Here is a 17,257-nt window from a genome sequence, read left to right on the forward strand (position 1 = left end):
TTCGCAGTTTGTGTGACGGATGTCAAAGCGGGCGTCAAAGCGCTGCTCGCGGCGACGTGCGCGCGACGACGGTTTGAGGTTCGGACTGGCCCGGCCGGGCCAGCTTAAGGCAGACGCCGCTTGACGCGCCAACTGTTGTGCGTTGCGTCAACGGCCAGCAGGAGCCAATGCCTGGCGTCGACGGGATGGCGTCTTTGGGTGGCGTAGCCGTCGACAGTCAATTCGAGTTCGTCGGGCGCGCGGCGATGGCAGGTGGCGTGTGCGCCTGAGCCGTCGGCGAATTCGACTATCGCGGCGGCCGCGCGGTCCGGCTCGGGCAGGTGCGCGATGCGCACCGCACAGCCCGGATAAAGATGCGAGTCGTCGACCTGAATCTGGATGGAATCGGACATGAGCGTGCCCTCCGGACGCGAGCGAGGAGCGAAAGCGCGGCGCAATGGCCCGGCGCTACGAACCGCATCAAAGGATAGCACCGCGCGAAAGGGTGGCGGTGCACAAACTGCGCTGCCAGCAGCCGCAAATGAGCGCTCGCGATGCCCGCTGCGCCGCCCGCCAGATAAATGGCCGCCCCATGCTTCGCGCTATCATGCTGATCTGTAAACGATGAACAGCAGAAACGGCAGCCAAGATGGCAAAAGAAGACCAGACAGGAGCGGGGCGCAAGCAAGCGAGGCCGCGCGGTGCGGCAGCGCCCGCTCCTCGAGACGAAGCGGCGCCGCCCCAGGCGGACAGCGCTGATTCCACCGATTCCGCCGACGAAGAGAGCACCGGCGGATCGACCTACCTCGTGCCGGGCCTGGAGCGCGGCCTGCGCATCCTCGCCGAATTCAGCGCGCGCGAGCCGGTACTCGGCGCGCCCGAATTGTCGAAGCGCATCGGCATTCCGCGCACCACTACTTTCCGTTTATTGCAGACGCTCGAAGCACTCGGCTTTCTCGAGCGTGTCAATGGCGACCGCTACTTCCGCCTGAGTGTCGCGGTGCTGCGGCTCGGTTTCGAATACCTGAGTTCGCTCGAACTCACCGACGTCGGCACACCGATTCTCGAACGCTTGCGCGATGCGACCGGCCTGAGCACGCATCTGCTGATTCGCGATCAGCGTGATGTGGTGTTCGTCGCCAAGGCGCAGACCCATGAGCCGATGTTCAGTTCGGTGAAAGTGCATGTCGGCACGCGTTTGCCGGCGCATGCCACCGTGCATGGGCAGGTGCTGATGGGCGATTTGAGCTTCGAGGAATTGCGTCAGTTGTATCCCGAACCGCAACTCGAACGCTTCACCGAGCGCACGCCGGCGACTGTCGAAGAGCTGTACGGCAGAGTGCGCGAAAGTGCGGCGCTCGGCTACGCGTTGAGCGAAGCGTCGTTCGAGCGAGGGATTTCGGTGGTGAGCGCGCCGGTACGCGACCAAAGCGGCAGGATCGTCGCCGCGCTGACCGTCACCATTCCACGTTCCGATATCGGCGAAGCGGGGGAACGCGAACCGCTCGTCATCGCGGTGTGCCAGGCGGCGCTCGAATTGTCCGAACGGCTCAGCTATCGCCCGCGGCCGGATGATCCGACCGCGGCCCAAGCGCGCCGCAAACCCGTTGCGGCGAACTGATTCCGCGTTTGCCCATGTTCAACGGCCCGGCTGTGAAAACAGCCGGGCCGTTTGCTTTACACCATCGACATTATTCGCATCAGAACGAGTGGTGGATGCCGGTCAGGAGAATCGTCTGGTTCCGGCCACTCGACACACCCGCAGTAAAGAACGCGGCGTTCGTGTTGGAGCCCGCGCGCTCGTAGAGCGCATTCACGTACAACTGCGTCGACTTCGAGAGCGCGTAGATATCGCCGATCTCGAACTGCGTCCAGCGATGGCCGGCCAGCGTGGTCGTCGCGGCGCCGCCGGCCACGCTGTTGAACGGCGTGAACTGGTAATTCGCGCCGACGTCGTAGCTCTGATACGTGTCCGAATGTCCCGACGATTCGAGCTTCACGCGCGTGTACAAGCCATGCACCAGCAGCTTGCCGAACTGGTATGACGCGCCCGCGCCCATGTTCTCGACTTTGCTCGCCGTGTAGTTCGCGGCCGCGACGCCCTGGAAGCTGGTGATGCCCGTTGTCACGATCGACGGCGTGCGGTCATGCTCGTTCGCGTACGTCGCGCCGGCCTTGAACGGACCGTTCGCATAGCTCAGCGCAAAGCTCAGCGTCTTGCCGGTCGAGAAGTTGGTCGTGTTGCCGAGCCCCATCATCGCGCCGAACGAGAAGCCGCCGAAACTCGCTGAGCGGAATTTCATCGAGTTGTCGAACGGCACCACGCCGGTGTCGGCGAGTTCGTCGATATTGCCCGGGTGGAACGCGTACCAGCTCGCAGCCAGATAGGCCGTGCTCAACGGACCCAGCACGTCGAAGCTGAACGGCGTCTGATGGCCGAATGTCAGCGTGCCGATCTGGTCCGAACTCAGTCCGACAAAAGCCTGGCGATTGAACAGCGTGCCGGCTTTGGCGAAGTTACCGGTGTTCGTATAAAAACCGTTCTCCAGCTGGAAGACCGTCTTCAAACCGCCGCCCAGATCCTCGACACCCTTCAGGCCCCAGCGGTCCGGCTGCATGTTGCCCTGTTCCTCGATCCACTTCGAATGGCCACCCGCATTGCTGATGTACGCGACACCGGCATCCAGGCTGCCGTATAGCGTCACGCTGCTCTGCGCCCAGGCGCCTGTCGTTGCGCAGATTGCCGCTACGCCGGCTGCGATGATGTGCTTCACCGTTGGTTCTCCTGATCACACGACGGTTAGCGCCTTCGCGATTCCGTCATCCCTGATCCGTACTGTGGGTTGATGCAGCTTTGGGTTTATGCGCCAAAACTGCCACGCTTTATGTTCCATCTATGGGCGCTTGTATCGCCTATGGAAAATTATAGTGAGTCTGGAAGCGGTCAAAATAAATTTTCGGACCCCGTACAAACCCGCATGAGCGCATCGGCATTTGTCTGAAAATAGGCCGAAAACCCATGCCTGGAAAGGCTCTGAGGCCAGCGCGGCCACTCACGTCAGTCCGCGCGACGCTGTGTTGTGGGTGCCACACTCGGTGTTTTCCCCTAGCTATCTCGATTTTTATTTCTTCTCGCCAAAGCCAATCCTATAATTATCCATACACGAACTGATGTTCCTTATATGGAACATAAGGCTCCAGGAGATAGGCGAGAAATGACTGAACAATGGCGCTGCGCCGGCCATGCCGGCGACCTGTCCGAGGACGCGCCGATCGAGTTCAAGCTCGACGGCACCGAAATCGGCATCTACAAGGTGGGCGATGCGCTGTACGCGCTGGAAAACGTCTGCCCCCATGCGTACGCGTTGCTGACGCAGGGCTTTGTCGACGGCGACACCGTCGAATGTCCGCTGCACGAAGCCGTGTTCCATATCCCGACCGGCAAATGCCTGAAAGAGCCGGGTGGCCGCGACCTGAAGATGTACTCGGTACGTCTCGCCGGCGAAGAAATCCAGATCAAGGTGGAATGACATGCGAGAGGTAGCCGTGAACTTCAATCCCTTCCTGAAGCCGTGGCTCGCGCCGCAGCCGAACAACGTCGCCGGCAAAGGCGTGATCGAAAAGCCGGGCGAGACCGAAAACTTCATCTGGCAAACGCGTAAGGCCGAGCCGACCCAGTACGAAAACGACTTCGGCGATGCGCTCGAAAAAGTCTTCGAAGCCGGCGCGATGGAGTTGCAGGAAGTCGTCGACGGCTTGAATGGCGTGGGTTTCCGCACACCCGAGGGCAATGCGTGGGACGCCGAACGCCTCGCCGCCGAATTCCGTCTGCTCGCCGACTAAGCGTGCTTTCCCGACCACGTTCCATCGCATCCGTATCCGGAGTCTCTTCATGACGTCCCCCAATACAACGACTCAAGGCGCGGCCGACCCGATTCGGTCCTATCTGGACCGCGGTCTGCGCAACTACTGGTATCCGGTCTCGCCGAGCTGGCAAGTCGGCGACGCGCCGGTCGGCATCACGCGCCTCGGCGACCAGATCGTGCTGTGGCGCGACAAGGACGGCAAAGTCCGCGCGCTCGAAGACCGCTGCCCGCATCGCGGCGCGCGTCTGTCGCTCGGCTGGAACCTTGGCGGCAGCGTCGCGTGCTGGTATCACGGCATTGAAATCGACGGTGGCGGCACGGTCACCAAAGTGCCGGCTGTGTCGAACTGTCCGCTGGAAGGCCAGAAGTGCGTGAAGTCGTATCCGGTCGAAGAGCACGCCGGCGCGATCTTCCTGTGGTTCGGCGACGAAGCGCACAAAGAACCCACACCGCTCGTGCTGCCGGAAGAACTGGTCGGCGAGGCGTACGCGAACTTCCTGTGCATGTCGAACTGGAAGTGCAATTACCAGTACGCGATCGACAACGTGATGGATCCGATGCACGGCGCGTATCTGCACGCGACCTCGCACTCGATGGCCGAAGGCGACAAGCAGGCCGACATGCGCGTGCGCAAGACCGAAACGGGCCTGATGTTCGAAAAGGTCGGCCAGCGCGATGTGAACTTCGACTGGGTCGAACTCGGCGAAACCGGCGCGCTGTGGATGCGTCTCGCGATTCCGTACAAGAAGAAGTTCGGCCCGGGTGGCAACTTCGGGATCATCGGCTTTGCCACGCCGGTCGACGAAAATAACTGCCAGGTTTACTTCTGGCGCACCCGCAAGGTGTCGGGCTGGCAGCGCGACGCATGGCGCTTCATGTACCGCAACCGCCTGGAAGGGCTGCACTGGGTCGTGCTCGAGCAAGACCGTTACGTGCTCGAAAGCATGGCGCCGAATGCACGCGAACACGAATTTCTTTATCAGCACGACGTCGGCATGACGCGTGTGCGCCGCATGTTCCGTCAGCGCGCGCAACAGCATTTCGCTGAACTGGACGCGCATCGCGCTCAGGCTGCAAGCGCTCACACCGAAGCAGCAGGCCACAGCCATGCATAACGAAGCGCCACTGGCATTGTCGGCACTCAAAGGCCGGCGCGTCGTCGTGACGGGCGGCGCGCGCGGTCTCGGCGCGGCATTCGTCCGCGCGCTGGCGCAAGCCGGCGCGCAAGTGGTGTTCGGCGACGTGCTGCACGACGAAGGCCGCGCGTTGGCGGCATTGCTCGCCGAGCAAGGCCATGCGATCACGTATCTGCCGCTCGATCTCGCCGACCCCGCCAGCATCAAGCCATTTGCCGATCAGGCCGCAGCGCAGCTCGGCGGTCTGGACGCACTGATCAACAACGCGGCGATCACCAACTCCGGTGGCAGGTTTGCCGACGAGCTGTCGGTCGAGACGTGGGACGCCGTGATGAACGTCAACGTGCGCGGCACGTGGCTCATGAGCACCGCGGCGCTGCCGTACCTGCGCGACTCGGGCCGCGGCAGCATCGTCAACATCGCCTCGGATACGGCGATGTGGGGCGCGCCGAAGCTGCTCGCGTACGTAGCGAGCAAGGGCGCGGTGATCTCGATGACGCGTTCGCTGGCACGCGAGTTCGGCGCGCACAACGTAACCGTCAACGCAATCGCGCCGGGCCTGACCGAAGTCGAGGCCACCGCGTACGTGCCCGCCGAGCGTCATCAGTATTACCTGCAAGGCCGCGCGCTGACGCGCGCACAAGTGCCCGACGACGTCACCGGGCCGGTGCTGTTCCTATTGTCCGATGCCGCGCGTTTCGTGACCGGCCAGTTGCTGCCGGTCAACGGCGGCTTCGTGATGAATTGATCTTGTCGAATCGTAAGGAGAAAGAGATGACGGACGCCGAAATCGAACGCAAGTCGTGGGACCAACCCGCGGACGCGAGCTTTGCCCAATGGCTGGACAGCCGCGTCGCGCGCCTGGAAACGCGTCGCTATGACTGGGACGCGCTGAAGTTCCAGGCCGACTACGACCCGCAATACCGCCGCGCGCAAATGCGCTATGTCGGCACGGGCGGCACGGGCGTCGCGAAGGACGCGAACACGGTACCCGCAGGCGGCTTTACGTTCTCGACGATGGTGATCCCAGCCGGCAACATCGGGCCAAGCCATATTCATATGGACGTCGAAGAAATTTTCTTCGTGCTGCGCGGCAAGATGAAAGTGATCTGCGAGAAGGACGGCGAAACTTGGGAAGCGGTGCTCGGCGAACGCGATCTGATTTCGGTGCCGCCGGGCGTGTATCGCACGGAAGTGAACATCGGTGAAGAGGACGCGTTGATGTGCGTGATGCTCGGTTCACCGAAGCCGATCACGCCGACGTATCCGCCGGATTCGCCGCTGGCGAAGCTTAAGCGCTAAGCGCCCGCACTACCGCTCACTGTGAGAAGAGAACTCATGTCCGCAGTCCCGTCCGTCACCGCCGATCAAAACGCCGTGCTCGAAGCGCATCTTGCGCGTTTTCCGGCGCAGCAGATCCGGCTGCCATCGCAATGCGCCGTGAGCTATCGCGAAGTGGATAGCGCCGACAGCGTTGCGTTGCCGCTGGTGTTGTTGCACGGTATCGGTTCGGGCGCGGCTTCGTGGGTGCAGCAATTCGAAGTGCTCGGCGCAACGCGCCGCGTGCTCGCGTGGGATGCGCCGGGTTATGGCGCATCCACGCCGGTTGCGGCCGAATCACCCGCCGCAAGCGACTACGCAACCGTGCTGAAGGAATGGCTCGACGCACTCGGCATCGAACGCTGTGTGCTGCTCGGCCATTCGCTCGGCGCGATCATCGCCGGCGCGTTTGCCGCCGCGCATCCGCAACGTGTGGCCGGCCTGCTGCTGTTGTCGCCCGCCGGCGGTTATGGCGCGGCGTCGGCGCAAGTGCGCGAAACGAAACGCGACCAGCGTCTTGCCATGCTGGAAGAACTCGGCCCGCTTGGCCTCGCCGAACAGCGCAGCACCAATATGTTGTCCGCTCACGCAAGCGACGAAGCCCGCGCCTTGGTGCGCTGGAACATGTCGCGCGTGATCCCGCACGGCTACGCCCAGGCGACGCATCTGCTCGCCAACGCCGATCTCGCCGCCGACCTCACGCGTTACAGAGGCCGCATCAACGTGGCGGTCGGCGCCGACGACATCGTTACCACCCCCGATGCCTGCGAGCGAATCGCACTGGCAGCGGGCACCACATTGCAGGTCCTGCCACACGCGGGGCACGCCGGTTATATCGAAGCACCCGCCGCGTACACCGCGATCATCGACACGTTCTGCCGCACCAGCGACGGACAACGGAGCCAATGAATGACGCCCGACACGTTTAGCGCCGAGCGCGACGCGGACGACGACCGCAACGACACCAGTTACCGGGTGCCGGGTCTCGAACGCGGTTTGAAGATTCTCACGGAGTTCTCGCCGCGCGAGCCGGTTCTCGGCGCACCGGAATTGTCCAGGCGCCTGAAGATTCCCCGCACGACGGTATTCCGTCTGCTGCAAACACTCGAATCGCTCGGCTTTCTCGAGCGTGCCGACAAGGACCGCAACTATCGCCTCGGCGTCGCGGTGCTGCGACTCGGTTTCGAATATCTGAGTTCGCTCGAATTGACCGACCTCGGCTTGCCGATCATCGAAGCGCTGCGCGACGACACCGGCTTGACGACCCACATCGTGATTCGCGACGGGCGCGACGTCGTGTTCGTCGCCAAGGCGCAAAGTCACGCGCCGATTTTCAGCTCGGTGAAAGTGAACGTCGGCACGCGCCTGCCTGCCCACGCGACGACCCACGGCCAGGTGCTGATGGGCGACATGACGCTCGACGAGTTGAAGAAGCTCTATCCCGAACCGGAACTCGAACGCTTCACGAAGCAAACGCCCGCCACGATCGATGAGCTATACGAACGGATTCGCGACGACGCACGGCGCGGCTTCGCGATCAGCGAGTCGTCGTTCGAACGCGGCATTTCGGTGGTCAGCGCGCCGGTGCGCAACGACACGGGCCGCATCGTCGCCGTGATCACCACGACGATTCCACGCCACGAGATCGACGCGTCGCTGCTCGACAGCGGTCTGATCGACAAGGTCCGCCGGGCCGCCGACGAACTCTCGCAGCGGCTCAATTATCGGGCGAAGGGTAGCCCGAACGCGGGCACGAAATACATGAAGGCATTGGGGCTCTGATGATTCAAATCGACTTGACCGGGCTGGTAGCGGTGGTGACGGGCGGCTCGTCCGGCATCGGCCTCGCGACCGCCGAACTGTTTCTGCGTGCAGGCGCATCGGTCGCGATCTGCGGCCGCGACACCGAACGTCTTGCGCAAGCGCAAGCCGCGCTGAACGCGCAGTTCCCCGATGCGCAATTGTTGGTGCATGCCTGCGACGTGCTTGACGCCGCCGACGTCGCGGCATTCGCGCAAGCCGTGCAAGCGCGCTTCGGCCGCACCGACATGCTGGTGAACAACGCCGGCCAGGGCCGCGTCTCCACGTTCGCCGACACCACCGACGACGCCTGGCGCGAAGAACTCGACCTCAAGTATTTCAGCGTGATCCGCCCGACCCGCGCGTTCCTGCCGATGCTGCGCGATGCAGCCAACCCGGCGGTGGTCTGCGTGAACTCGCTGCTCGCGCTGCAACCGGAGCCGCACATGGTCGCGACCTCATCGGCGCGCGCCGGCGTGCTCAGCCTCGTCAAGTCGCTCGCGATCGAACTCGCGCCGCAACGCATTCGCGTGAATTCGATTCTGATCGGCATCGTCGAGTCGGGGCAGTGGCGCCGCCGTTTCGCCACGCAAGCGCAGCCGGGCCAGAACTGGGAAGACTGGACCGCCGAACTGGCGCGTAAGAAAAACATTCCGCTAGGCCGCTTCGGTCGCCCCGAAGAAGCCGCTCAAGCGCTCTTTTACCTGGCTACGACGCTGTCGTCCTATACGACGGGCAGTCACATCGATGTTTCTGGAGGCGTTGCACGACATGTCTGACAAAACCACCGTTGGCGAGCTGATCGCCGCCTTTCTCGAACAATGCGGCGTTCAAACCGCATTCGGCGTGATCTCGATCCACAACATGCCGATCCTCGACGCGATCCATAACCGCGGCAAGATCCGCTACGTCGGCGCGCGCGGCGAAGCCGGCGCGGTGAACATGGCCGACGGCCTCGCGCGCGTGTCCGGTGGTCTCGGCGTCGCGTTCACCAGCACCGGCACCGCAGCGGGCAACGCAGCGGGCGCGATGGTCGAAGCACTGACCGCCGGCACCGCACTGCTGCACGTCACCGGCCAGATCGAAACCGAATACCTCGATCAGGACCTCGCGTATATCCACGAAGCGCCGGACCAATTGTCGATGCTGTCGTCGATTTCGAAGGCCGCGTTCCGCGTGCGTTCCGTCGAAACCGCATTGCCGACGATCCGCGAAGCCGTGCGCGTCGCGCAAACCGCGCCGAGCGGTCCGGTCAGTGTCGAAATTCCGATCGACATTCAAGCCGCCGAAATCGAATGGCCCGCCGACCTGGACGCACCACACGTGACCACGCTCACGCATTGCAGCAAGCGTGTCGCGCACCTCGCCGATCAACTGGCGAAGGCGAAGCGCCCGCTGCTGTGGCTGGGCGGCGGTGCGCGCCATGCGCGTGCGGCGGTCGAGCGTCTGGTGGCGTTGGGCTTCGGCGTGGTGACCAGCGTGCAGGGCCGTGGCGTGCTGCCGGAAGATCATCCGGCGACGCTCGGCGCGTTCAACGTGCATGCCGCAGTCGAAAGCTTCTACAAGACGTGCGATGCGCTGCTGGTGGTCGGTTCGCGTCTGCGTGGCAATGAAACGCTGAAGTACAAGCTGGCGCTGCCGCAACCGCTGTATCGCATCGACGCCGACGCGCTCGCCGACAACCGCGGCTATCGCAACGAAATGTTCGTGCACGGTGATGCGTCGGCGGTGCTCGAAGAACTGGCGACGCTGCTCGAAGGCCGCCTGAAAGTCGATCCTTCGTTCGCACAGGATCTGGCCGCCGCGCGCGAGAGCGCCGTCGCCGATGTGGGCAAGGGCCTCGGCCCATACAAGCGCCTCGTCGACGCGCTGCAACAGGCGGTGGGCCGCGACTACAACTGGGTTCGCGACGTCACGATCTCGAACAGCACGTGGGGCAACCGCATGCTGAAGATTTTCTCGCCGCGTGCGGGTGTCCATGCACTCGGCGGCGGCATCGGCCAGGGCATGCAGATGGGCATCGGCGCGGCGCTCGCGGGCAACGCCGCGAAGACCGTGTGCCTCGTCGGCGACGGCGGCCTGATGGTCAACGTCGGCGAACTCGCCACCGCCGTGCAGGAAAACGCCAACGTGATGATCGTGCTGATGAACGACCAGTGCTACGGCGTGATCCGCAACATTCAGGACGCGCAATACGGTGGCCGCCGCTGCTACGTCGATCTGCATCAGCCGGATTTCGCGCAGTTCTGCGAGAGCCTGAAGCTGACTCACTACCGCATCAAATCGCTTGACCAGGCGGAACAGATCATCCGCGAAGGCATGGCGAAGACGGGGCCGGTGCTGGTCGAAGTGGACATGCTGTCGGTCGGCTCGTTCGCCACCGCGTTCGCGGGCCCGCCGGTCAAGGAACAGGAGCCGGAACATGCGTAATGGCGATTACGCCGGGCATCACGCGCCGGTCGACGTCGCGATGATCGGCTTCGGCGCGATCGGCCAGGCGGTGTACCGCTCGGTGGTGGCCGATCCGGCCGTGCGCGTGTCGCACGTGATCGTGCCGGAACGCCATACGGCTTCGGTGCGCGAAGTGGTGGGCGGATCGGTGGACGTGGTGTCGTCGGTGGCGGCGTTGAGCAGCAAGCCGCATTTCGCGCTCGAATGTGCGGGACACAGCGCGCTGGTGGATCACGTGGTGCCGTTGCTGAAAGCTGGCACGGATTGCGCGGTGGCGTCGATCGGCGCGCTGTCCGACATGATGTTGCTCGACGCGCTGTCCGCAGCGGCCGATGAAGGCGACGCGACGTTGACGCTGCTGTCCGGCGCAATTGGCGGCGTGGACGCACTGGCTGCGGCGAAGCTCGGCGGTCTCGACGAAGTGCTGTACACGGGCCGTAAGCCGCCTACGGGCTGGCTCGGCACGCCAGCGGAACAGGTCTGCAACCTGAACACGCTGACAGAGGAAACCGTGATTTTCGAAGGCAGCGCGCGCGAGGCCGCACGGCTGTATCCGAAGAACGCCAACGTTGCCGCGACGATCGCTTTTGCCGGCCTTGGTCTGGATCAGACCACAGTGCGCCTGATCGCCGACCCGAACGTGACGCGCAACGTGCATCGAATCGTGGCGCGCGGCGCATTCGGCGAGATGTCGCTGGAGATGTGCGGCAAACCGCTGCCGGACAACCCCAAGACGTCCGCACTGACCGCGTATAGCGCGATCCGTGCGCTACGCAATCGCGCGGCACGCTGCGTGATTTAAGTCCTCAAGTTGAAGCCAGTTTGAAGCACTCCGGAACGACCGACATGACTTACTTCGATACCAGCCTCGTGCCCACCGGCGATATTTTCATCGGCGGCGAATGGCGGCAAGGGCGTGGCAACCCGTACAAAAGCCTGTATCCGGCTGATCAGTCGGTCAACATGGAAATCTCGACGGCCAACGCCGACGACGCCCGCGAAGCGGTGGAAGCCGCGGATATCGCATGGCGCAAAGCCGATTGGTCCGGCCTCAAGCCGCATCAACGCGCGCTGATTCTGTACCGCATCGCCGATCTGATCATGGCGCGTCACGAAGCGCTTGCGCAATTGCAGCGCCGCGACAACGGCAAGCCGATCGGCGAAACGCGCGTACTGGTGGCGAGCGCGGCGAACACGTTCCGCTACTTCGCCGCGTGCCTCGAAACGCTCGACGAAGAAGTGACGCCTTCGCGCGGCGACTATCTGACGATGAGCATTCACGAGCCGATCGGCGTGATCGCGGCGATCACGCCGTGGAACTCGCCGATTGCCTCGGACGCGCAGAAGCTGGCGCCGGCATTGGCAGGTGGCAACGCGGTGGTGTTGAAACCCGCGGAGGTCACCCCGCTGGTTTCGTTGGCGCTTGCGCGCATCTGCGAAGAAGCCGGCGTGCCGAAAGGTGTACTGAGCGTGCTGCCGGGCAAGGGTTCGGTGATCGGCGACGTGCTGGTGCGTCATCCGCTGGTCAAGAAAGTGTCGTTCACGGGCGGCACCGAAGTGGGCCGCGGCATCGCGCGCATTGCAGCGGACAAGCTGATGCCGGTGTCGCTGGAACTCGGCGGCAAATCGCCGACCATCGTGTTCGATGACGCCGACCTCGATCACGCGGTGAACGGCGTGCTGTACGGCATTTTCAGTTCGTCGGGCGAAGCGTGCATCGCGGGGTCGCGCCTGTTCGTGCAGCGCTCGATTTACGACGCGTTCATGAAGCGTCTCGCGGAAGGCGCACGCAAGCTGCGCGTCGGCGATCCGTCGCGGGCGGAAACTCAGATGGGGCCCCTGATCACCGCGGCGCATCGCGAAACCGTCGAACGTTACGTCGCGTTGGGCCTGGAAGAAGGCGGCCGCCTGCTGTGCGGCGGCGAACGTCCGGTCGGCGACGGCCGCGAACAAGGGACCTATTTCCAGCCGACGATCCTCGAAGGTCTCACGAACGACGCGCGCATCTGCCAGGAAGAAATCTTCGGTCCGGTGCTGGTCGCGATGCCGTTCGACGACGAAGCCGCGCTGCTGAAAGAAGCGAACAACAGCGTGTTCGGCCTCGCCGCCGGCATCTGGACACGCGACTACAAACGCGCCTACCGGATCGCCCGGGCACTCGAAGCCGGCACCGTCTGGATCAACACCTACAAGCTGTTCTCGATCTCGACGCCGTTCAGCGGCTGGAAAGAGAGCGGCATGGGACGCGAGAAGGGCCGTCTCGGCATCCGCGAATACATGCAGCAGAAGAGCCTCTACTGGGGCTTGAACGACGCGCCGCTGGCGTGGGCGAACTAGGCAAGAGGCACGTTATGACGATTCTCGGCATTGAACAGATTATTTACGGCGTGACGGATCTCGCGACTTGCCGGCGGTTTTTCGCGGACTGGGGCCTCAAAGAAATCGGGCACGACGACAGGCACGCGCGCTTCGAAACGCTGAACGGCTGCACGATTCTCGCCGTCGATGTGAACGATCCGTCGCTGCCGCCCGCCTTCGAAGAAGGTCCGACGCTGCGTGAAGTGACGTGGGGCGTCGCGACGAAAGCCGAACTCGACGAACTGCGTGGCCATTTCGCCGGCCAGCCGGGTCACTTCGAAACCGACGACGCGCTCGGCTGTATCGATCCGAACGGCATGGCGATTCGCGTCGAAGTGACTCGCAAGCGTGCGCTCGATATTCACGGTTCGCCGTCGAACGTGTGGGGCCAAACACTGCGCGTCGATCAACCGTCGCCGATTTACGAACGCGCCGAACCGGTCGAAGTGGGCCACGTGGTGTTCTTCACGAATCGCCTCGCGGAACAGGAGAAGTTCTATCAGGAACTGCTCGGCTTCGAGATATCGGACCGTTATCCGGGCCGCGGCGCATTCATGCGTTGCGCGCCGCATGGCGGCCACCACGACATCTTCCTGCTGGCACTCCCTGGCGGCAAACGCGGCCTGAACCACGTCGCGTTCACCGTGCGGGATATCCATGAAGTGTTCGGCGGCGGCATGCACGTCAGCCGTTGCGGCTGGGATACGCAACTTGGTCCGGGACGTCATCCGGTGTCGTCGGCGTATTTCTGGTACTTCCAGAATCCGGCCGGCGGCCTGATCGAGTACTACGCCGACGAGGACCAGCTCACGCCCGAATGGAAGCCGCGCGATTTCGAGCCGGGTCCGACCGTGTTCGCCGAATGGGCGATCGACGGCGGCATCGACGGCAATACGCGTCGCCAGAAAAACGCGAAGGCGCCGGAAGGCAAGTTCATGACGGAGCGCAAAAATGACTGACGCTGCTGCTGCAAAGGCGCAAGCCGCGCACGCCGGACTCGAAGCGCCGCGCACGATCGTTGTGATCGGCGGCGGCCAGGCGGCGGGTTGGGTCGTGAAGACATTGCGCAAGGAAGGCTTCGATGGCCGCCTCGTGATGATCGCCGATGAGATTCATCTGCCGTACGAGCGCCCGCCGTTGTCGAAGGCCGTGCTGGCCGGGGAAGCCGATATCGAAACCGTGCGTCTGGTGACGCGCGACGATTTCGAGGCGCTGAACGTCGAAACATGGCAGCCGGATTACGCGACGTCGATCGATCGCGAGCAACGCATCGTGCGCACGCAATCGGGCCGCGAAGTGCAATACGACCGCCTCGTGATCGCCACGGGCGGCGCGGCGCGCCGTCTGCCGGACGCGCTGGTGAAGACCTCGCACATCGCCTATCTGCGCACGCTCGACGAAGCCGTCGCGCTCGGCGAACGGCTGCGCAGGAGTAAGCGTGTGCTGGTGATCGGCGGCGGCTGGATCGGCCTCGAAGTCGCGGCGACCGCGCGCAAGCTCGGCGTAGAAGCGTCGGTCGTGGAAGGCGCGTCGCGTCTGTGCGCCCGCTCCTTGCCGCCGATGGTGTCGGATTTCCTGCTCGATCTGCATCGCGCGAACGGTGTGGACGTGCGCTTGAAGGCGTCGCTGGTATCGCTCGCGGATCGCCCGAACGACGCCGAGCGCATCCGCGCGACCTTTGCTGACGGCTCGACACTCGACGCCGACTTCGCCGTCGCCGGGATCGGCCTCACGCCGCACACCGCACTGGCTGAAGCCGCCGGCCTCGAGGTGCAGGACGGCATCGTCGTCGACCATTTCGGCGCGACCGAAGACCCGCGCATTTTCGCCTGTGGCGACGTCGCGAATCATCCGAGCGCGTGGCTCAGGCGCCGCGTACGGCTCGAATCCTGGGCCAACGCGCAGAACCAGGCGATCGGCACGGCAAAAGCGTTGCTCGGCATCTTCGAACCGTACGCGGATATTCCGTGGTTCTGGTCCGATCAATACGACGTCAATCTGCAAATCCTCGGCGACATTCCGGCCGATGCGCAGCTCGCCGTACGCGGCGATCTGCGGGGCAAACGCGCCACGCTCTTCTATCTGGAAGACAACACGATTCGCGGCGTAATCGCCATCAACAATCCACGCGAACTGAAACTGTCGCGCAAGTGGATGAACCAAGGCCGGACCATCGACCTTGCCACACTGACCGACGCCTCAACGGCGCTTGCCTAACCACACCTACGGACGGCACCACGGCATGAGAACCATCGACAACACCATGGGGGACCGCAGCAGCGCCGGTGTCTCAGGCCCTGTGACCCGGGGCTCGATCATCGCGCGTCTCGAGCGCTTGCCGAAGAATGCGATGCAGGTGCGCGCGCGCATACTGATCGGTCTCGCGACGTTCTTCGACGGCTTCGACGTGATCGCGATCGCGGCCACACTGCCGATCCTGATCGCGAAGTGGCATCTGACGCCGTGGGAAATCGGCTTTCTGATCGGCTCCGGCTCGGTCGGCCAGTTGATCGGCGCGTTCGTGTTCCCGTGGTACGCGGAACGCAACGGCCGTGTCAGGGCGATTGCATTGAGCTCGGGGATCATCGGCATTACCAGCATCGCGTGCGGTTTTGCGCCGACGTTCGCCGCGTTTGTCGTGTTGCGCGTGATTCAGGGCTTGGGGCTCGGCGGTGAATTGCCGGTGGCCGCGACGTACATCAACGAGATCAGCCGTGCGCATGGCCGTGGCCGTTTCGTGCTGCTGTATGAGATCGTTTTTCCGGTCGGCCTGCTCGCGTCGAACGCGTTGGGCGCGTGGATCGTGCCGCGCTTCGGCTGGCAAGCGATGTACTTCATCGGCGGCATGCCGTTGATCCTGTTCTTCGTGCTGCGCAAGCTGGTGCCGGAATCGCCGCGCTGGCTCGCCGAGCGCGAACGGATGGCCGACGCCGATGCCGCCGTGCACGCGTTCGAGCGTGCCGCGAAAGGTCCGCTGCCGCCGGTGGCGCATTCCGCCGAATTCGAAGCGATGGCCAATCGTCATCCGAAACGCCGCATGGGCGACCTGTTCGGCCCGGCGTATCTGAAGCGCACGCTGGCCGTGGCGATGTTGTGGATCACCTGCGGCTTCATTCAATACGGTCTGTCGACCTGGCTGCCGACGATCTATCGCACGGTTTATCACGCGCCGCTGCAACTGGCGCTGAATCTGGCGGTGGCCGCTTCGGTGCTCGGCGTGGTGGGTTCGCTGACCTGCGCGTTGCTGGTCGATAAGGTGGGACGCAAGCCGATCATTTGTCTGTCGTTCACGTTGTGCGCGCTGTCGTTGTTGCTGGCCGGCGTGTTCCACGCTTCATCGGTGTATGTGGTCGCGACGTGCTGCGCATTCTCGCTCGGCTTCCTCGCTTGCGGTTTCATCACGGCATACGTGTATACGCCGGAGTTGTATCCGACCAGCATCCGCGCGATGGGCTGCGGTGTCGGCGGCGCGTGGCTGAAGGTGGCGGCCATCTTCGCACCGGCTATCGTGTCGAAGACGATGATCGGCGGCAATCTGCAGGTCGCCTTCTATATCCTCGCGGCGGTGCCGTTGCTGGCAGCGATCACGGTGCACTTGCTCGGCATCGAGACCAAAGGCAAGGTGCTGGAACAACTCGAGGCTTGAGGGTTGGGTGGGTGGTGGATGTAGAAGTGAAGCAGTAGCATGAAGGCGAAGGGCGCACTGGGTGATGCACCCTTCGTTTTTGCAGCAGCGTCACAGCGCCTTGCGATACACCACGAAGCCCGAGCGTTCAGCAACGCTGTCATAGAGCCGCATCGCTGTCTGATTCGTTTCATGCGTCTGCCAATAGACGCGCTGCGAACCGTCGGCCTTGGCCCGCGCATACACTGCCTCGATCAGCGCCCGACCGACGCCCTTGCCGCGCTCCGATTCCAGCGTGTACAGATCTTGCAGATAGCAGGTCGGGCCCGCCATCGTCGTGTGACGGTGATACAGGAAGTGCACGAGGCCGAGCAATTTGCCGTCGCGCTCGGCGACCATCGCATGCATCGGCTCGTAGCCGTCGAAGAAACGCCCCCACGTGATCTGCGTGATCTCGCGCGGCAATGCGGTTTCGCCCGAGCGGCCGTAGAACGCGTTATAGGCGTCCCACAGTGGCAGCCATGCGTCGAAGTCGGCGGGTCTGACGGGGCGGATTTGAATCGATTCGGACATGACTGCGGCTCCTTGTCTGGTTATAGGTTGTGGGCGAGCGGTTCGCGCCGTTACGGCTGAGTCGAGCATATGTAGAGGGCTGCGCTCAATGCCTGCTCGCGGTCTTCTTTGCCGACAGCCGTCAGCATAAGAAATTTGTGGCACCATTG

The 17,257-nt window shown here is 63.7% G+C and carries 18 protein-coding genes; 15 read left to right on the plus strand and 3 right to left on the minus strand.

The window, feature by feature from the left end; all coding sequences use genetic code 11:
* Positions 1 to 104 precede the first annotated feature (104 nt).
* Complete coding sequence (locus tag SB772_RS22565) at positions 105 to 392, minus strand: hypothetical protein (RefSeq protein ID WP_410835424.1); 288 nt, start codon at positions 390 to 392, stop codon at positions 105 to 107.
* Between the two features lie 236 nt (positions 393 to 628).
* Between SB772_RS22565 and SB772_RS22570 the strand changes: the two genes are divergently transcribed.
* The gene (locus SB772_RS22570; RefSeq protein ID WP_410835425.1) at positions 629 to 1,600 is read left to right on the plus strand and encodes an IclR family transcriptional regulator; all 972 of its coding nucleotides are present in this window, start codon (positions 629 to 631) and stop codon (positions 1,598 to 1,600) included.
* Positions 1,601 to 1,679: 79 nt separating this feature from the next.
* On the opposite strand, the gene SB772_RS22575 is transcribed toward SB772_RS22570, so the two are convergent.
* Complete coding sequence (locus SB772_RS22575; RefSeq protein WP_410835426.1) at positions 1,680 to 2,753, minus strand: porin; 1,074 nt, start codon at positions 2,751 to 2,753, stop codon at positions 1,680 to 1,682.
* Positions 2,754 to 3,194: 441 nt separating this feature from the next.
* Between SB772_RS22575 and SB772_RS22580 the strand changes: the two genes are divergently transcribed.
* From SB772_RS22580 to SB772_RS22645, 14 genes are read left to right on the plus strand one after another with little or no spacing between them, the layout of a single operon-like run.
* Positions 3,195 to 3,509: a non-heme iron oxygenase ferredoxin subunit gene (locus tag SB772_RS22580; RefSeq protein ID WP_341317331.1), complete on the plus strand. Its 315-nt coding sequence runs from the start codon at positions 3,195 to 3,197 to the stop codon at positions 3,507 to 3,509.
* A gap of 1 nt (position 3,510) precedes the next feature.
* Complete coding sequence (locus SB772_RS22585) at positions 3,511 to 3,822, plus strand: recombinase-like helix-turn-helix domain-containing protein (RefSeq protein WP_410835427.1); 312 nt, start codon at positions 3,511 to 3,513, stop codon at positions 3,820 to 3,822.
* 49 nt (positions 3,823 to 3,871) lie between these two features.
* Positions 3,872 to 4,960, plus strand: a complete 1,089-nt coding sequence (locus SB772_RS22590) for a Rieske 2Fe-2S domain-containing protein (protein WP_410835428.1) — start codon at positions 3,872 to 3,874, stop codon at positions 4,958 to 4,960.
* Positions 4,953 to 5,729 (plus strand): SDR family oxidoreductase, encoded by a 777-nt coding sequence (locus tag SB772_RS22595; RefSeq protein ID WP_410835429.1) that lies wholly within the window; start codon positions 4,953 to 4,955, stop codon positions 5,727 to 5,729. The genes SB772_RS22590 and SB772_RS22595 overlap by 8 nt, the downstream gene beginning before the upstream one ends.
* 26 nt (positions 5,730 to 5,755) lie before the next feature.
* Positions 5,756 to 6,283, plus strand: a complete 528-nt coding sequence (locus SB772_RS22600) for a cupin domain-containing protein (RefSeq protein WP_410835430.1) — start codon at positions 5,756 to 5,758, stop codon at positions 6,281 to 6,283.
* 36 nt (positions 6,284 to 6,319) lie between these two features.
* Positions 6,320 to 7,210 carry an alpha/beta fold hydrolase gene (locus SB772_RS22605; protein ID WP_410835431.1) on the plus strand — a complete coding sequence of 297 codons (891 nt, stop codon included), beginning with the start codon at positions 6,320 to 6,322 and terminating at the stop codon, positions 7,208 to 7,210.
* On the plus strand, positions 7,211 to 8,083 hold the full coding sequence (locus SB772_RS22610) for an IclR family transcriptional regulator (RefSeq protein ID WP_410835432.1): 873 nt from the start codon (positions 7,211 to 7,213) through the stop codon (positions 8,081 to 8,083).
* Positions 8,083 to 8,880, plus strand: a complete 798-nt coding sequence (locus SB772_RS22615) for an SDR family oxidoreductase (protein ID WP_410835433.1) — start codon at positions 8,083 to 8,085, stop codon at positions 8,878 to 8,880. The genes SB772_RS22610 and SB772_RS22615 overlap by 1 nt, the downstream gene beginning before the upstream one ends.
* Positions 8,873 to 10,531: a thiamine pyrophosphate-binding protein gene (locus tag SB772_RS22620; RefSeq protein WP_410835434.1), complete on the plus strand. Its 1,659-nt coding sequence runs from the start codon at positions 8,873 to 8,875 to the stop codon at positions 10,529 to 10,531. Before SB772_RS22615 ends, SB772_RS22620 begins: the two co-directional genes overlap by 8 nt.
* A complete protein-coding gene (locus SB772_RS22625; RefSeq protein ID WP_410835435.1) occupies positions 10,524 to 11,354 on the plus strand; it encodes an aspartate dehydrogenase in 831 nt (276 codons plus the stop codon). The genes SB772_RS22620 and SB772_RS22625 overlap by 8 nt, the downstream gene beginning before the upstream one ends.
* 44 nt (positions 11,355 to 11,398) lie before the next feature.
* Entirely contained in the window at positions 11,399 to 12,889 is a 1,491-nt protein-coding gene (locus SB772_RS22630; RefSeq protein WP_410835436.1) for an aldehyde dehydrogenase, read from the plus strand.
* A gap of 14 nt (positions 12,890 to 12,903) precedes the next feature.
* Positions 12,904 to 13,869 (plus strand): VOC family protein, encoded by a 966-nt coding sequence (locus SB772_RS22635; protein WP_410835437.1) that lies wholly within the window; start codon positions 12,904 to 12,906, stop codon positions 13,867 to 13,869.
* Positions 13,862 to 15,127 carry an NAD(P)/FAD-dependent oxidoreductase gene (locus SB772_RS22640; protein WP_410835438.1) on the plus strand — a complete coding sequence of 422 codons (1,266 nt, stop codon included), beginning with the start codon at positions 13,862 to 13,864 and terminating at the stop codon, positions 15,125 to 15,127. Before SB772_RS22635 ends, SB772_RS22640 begins: the two co-directional genes overlap by 8 nt.
* Positions 15,128 to 15,152: 25 nt before the next feature.
* Positions 15,153 to 16,556: an MFS transporter gene (locus tag SB772_RS22645; protein WP_410835439.1), complete on the plus strand. Its 1,404-nt coding sequence runs from the start codon at positions 15,153 to 15,155 to the stop codon at positions 16,554 to 16,556.
* A 90-nt stretch (positions 16,557 to 16,646) separates the two neighbouring features.
* Here the strand turns inward: SB772_RS22645 and SB772_RS22650 are convergent, their stop codons facing one another.
* The gene (locus SB772_RS22650) at positions 16,647 to 17,108 is read right to left on the minus strand and encodes a GNAT family N-acetyltransferase (protein ID WP_410835440.1); all 462 of its coding nucleotides are present in this window, start codon (positions 17,106 to 17,108) and stop codon (positions 16,647 to 16,649) included.
* Positions 17,109 to 17,257: the final 149 nt, after the last annotated feature.

This window comes from Paraburkholderia sp. SIMBA_030 (assembly GCF_046535245.1).
Classification (GTDB): domain Bacteria; phylum Pseudomonadota; class Gammaproteobacteria; order Burkholderiales; family Burkholderiaceae; genus Paraburkholderia.

What these genes read in the sequence shown, in the direction of transcription:
- SB772_RS22630 (WP_410835436.1), top strand. Translation starts at nt 11,399, where the DNA reads ATGACTTACTTCGATACCAGCCTCGTGCCCACCGGCGATATTTTCATC.
- SB772_RS22640 (WP_410835438.1), top strand. Translation starts at nt 13,862, where the DNA reads ATGACTGACGCTGCTGCTGCAAAGGCGCAAGCCGCGCACGCCGGACTC.
- SB772_RS22595 (WP_410835429.1), top strand. Translation starts at nt 4,953, where the DNA reads ATGCATAACGAAGCGCCACTGGCATTGTCGGCACTCAAAGGCCGGCGC.
- SB772_RS22565 (WP_410835424.1), bottom strand. Translation starts at nt 392, where the DNA reads ATGTCCGATTCCATCCAGATTCAGGTCGACGACTCGCATCTTTATCCG.
- SB772_RS22625 (WP_410835435.1), top strand. Translation starts at nt 10,524, where the DNA reads ATGCGTAATGGCGATTACGCCGGGCATCACGCGCCGGTCGACGTCGCG.
- SB772_RS22615 (WP_410835433.1), top strand. Translation starts at nt 8,083, where the DNA reads ATGATTCAAATCGACTTGACCGGGCTGGTAGCGGTGGTGACGGGCGGC.
- SB772_RS22590 (WP_410835428.1), top strand. Translation starts at nt 3,872, where the DNA reads ATGACGTCCCCCAATACAACGACTCAAGGCGCGGCCGACCCGATTCGG.
- SB772_RS22635 (WP_410835437.1), top strand. Translation starts at nt 12,904, where the DNA reads ATGACGATTCTCGGCATTGAACAGATTATTTACGGCGTGACGGATCTC.
- SB772_RS22645 (WP_410835439.1), top strand. Translation starts at nt 15,153, where the DNA reads ATGAGAACCATCGACAACACCATGGGGGACCGCAGCAGCGCCGGTGTC.
- SB772_RS22620 (WP_410835434.1), top strand. Translation starts at nt 8,873, where the DNA reads ATGTCTGACAAAACCACCGTTGGCGAGCTGATCGCCGCCTTTCTCGAA.
- SB772_RS22650 (WP_410835440.1), bottom strand. Translation starts at nt 17,108, where the DNA reads ATGTCCGAATCGATTCAAATCCGCCCCGTCAGACCCGCCGACTTCGAC.
- SB772_RS22600 (WP_410835430.1), top strand. Translation starts at nt 5,756, where the DNA reads ATGACGGACGCCGAAATCGAACGCAAGTCGTGGGACCAACCCGCGGAC.
- SB772_RS22610 (WP_410835432.1), top strand. Translation starts at nt 7,211, where the DNA reads ATGACGCCCGACACGTTTAGCGCCGAGCGCGACGCGGACGACGACCGC.
- SB772_RS22580 (WP_341317331.1), top strand. Translation starts at nt 3,195, where the DNA reads ATGACTGAACAATGGCGCTGCGCCGGCCATGCCGGCGACCTGTCCGAG.
- SB772_RS22585 (WP_410835427.1), top strand. Translation starts at nt 3,511, where the DNA reads ATGCGAGAGGTAGCCGTGAACTTCAATCCCTTCCTGAAGCCGTGGCTC.
- SB772_RS22605 (WP_410835431.1), top strand. Translation starts at nt 6,320, where the DNA reads ATGTCCGCAGTCCCGTCCGTCACCGCCGATCAAAACGCCGTGCTCGAA.
- SB772_RS22570 (WP_410835425.1), top strand. Translation starts at nt 629, where the DNA reads ATGGCAAAAGAAGACCAGACAGGAGCGGGGCGCAAGCAAGCGAGGCCG.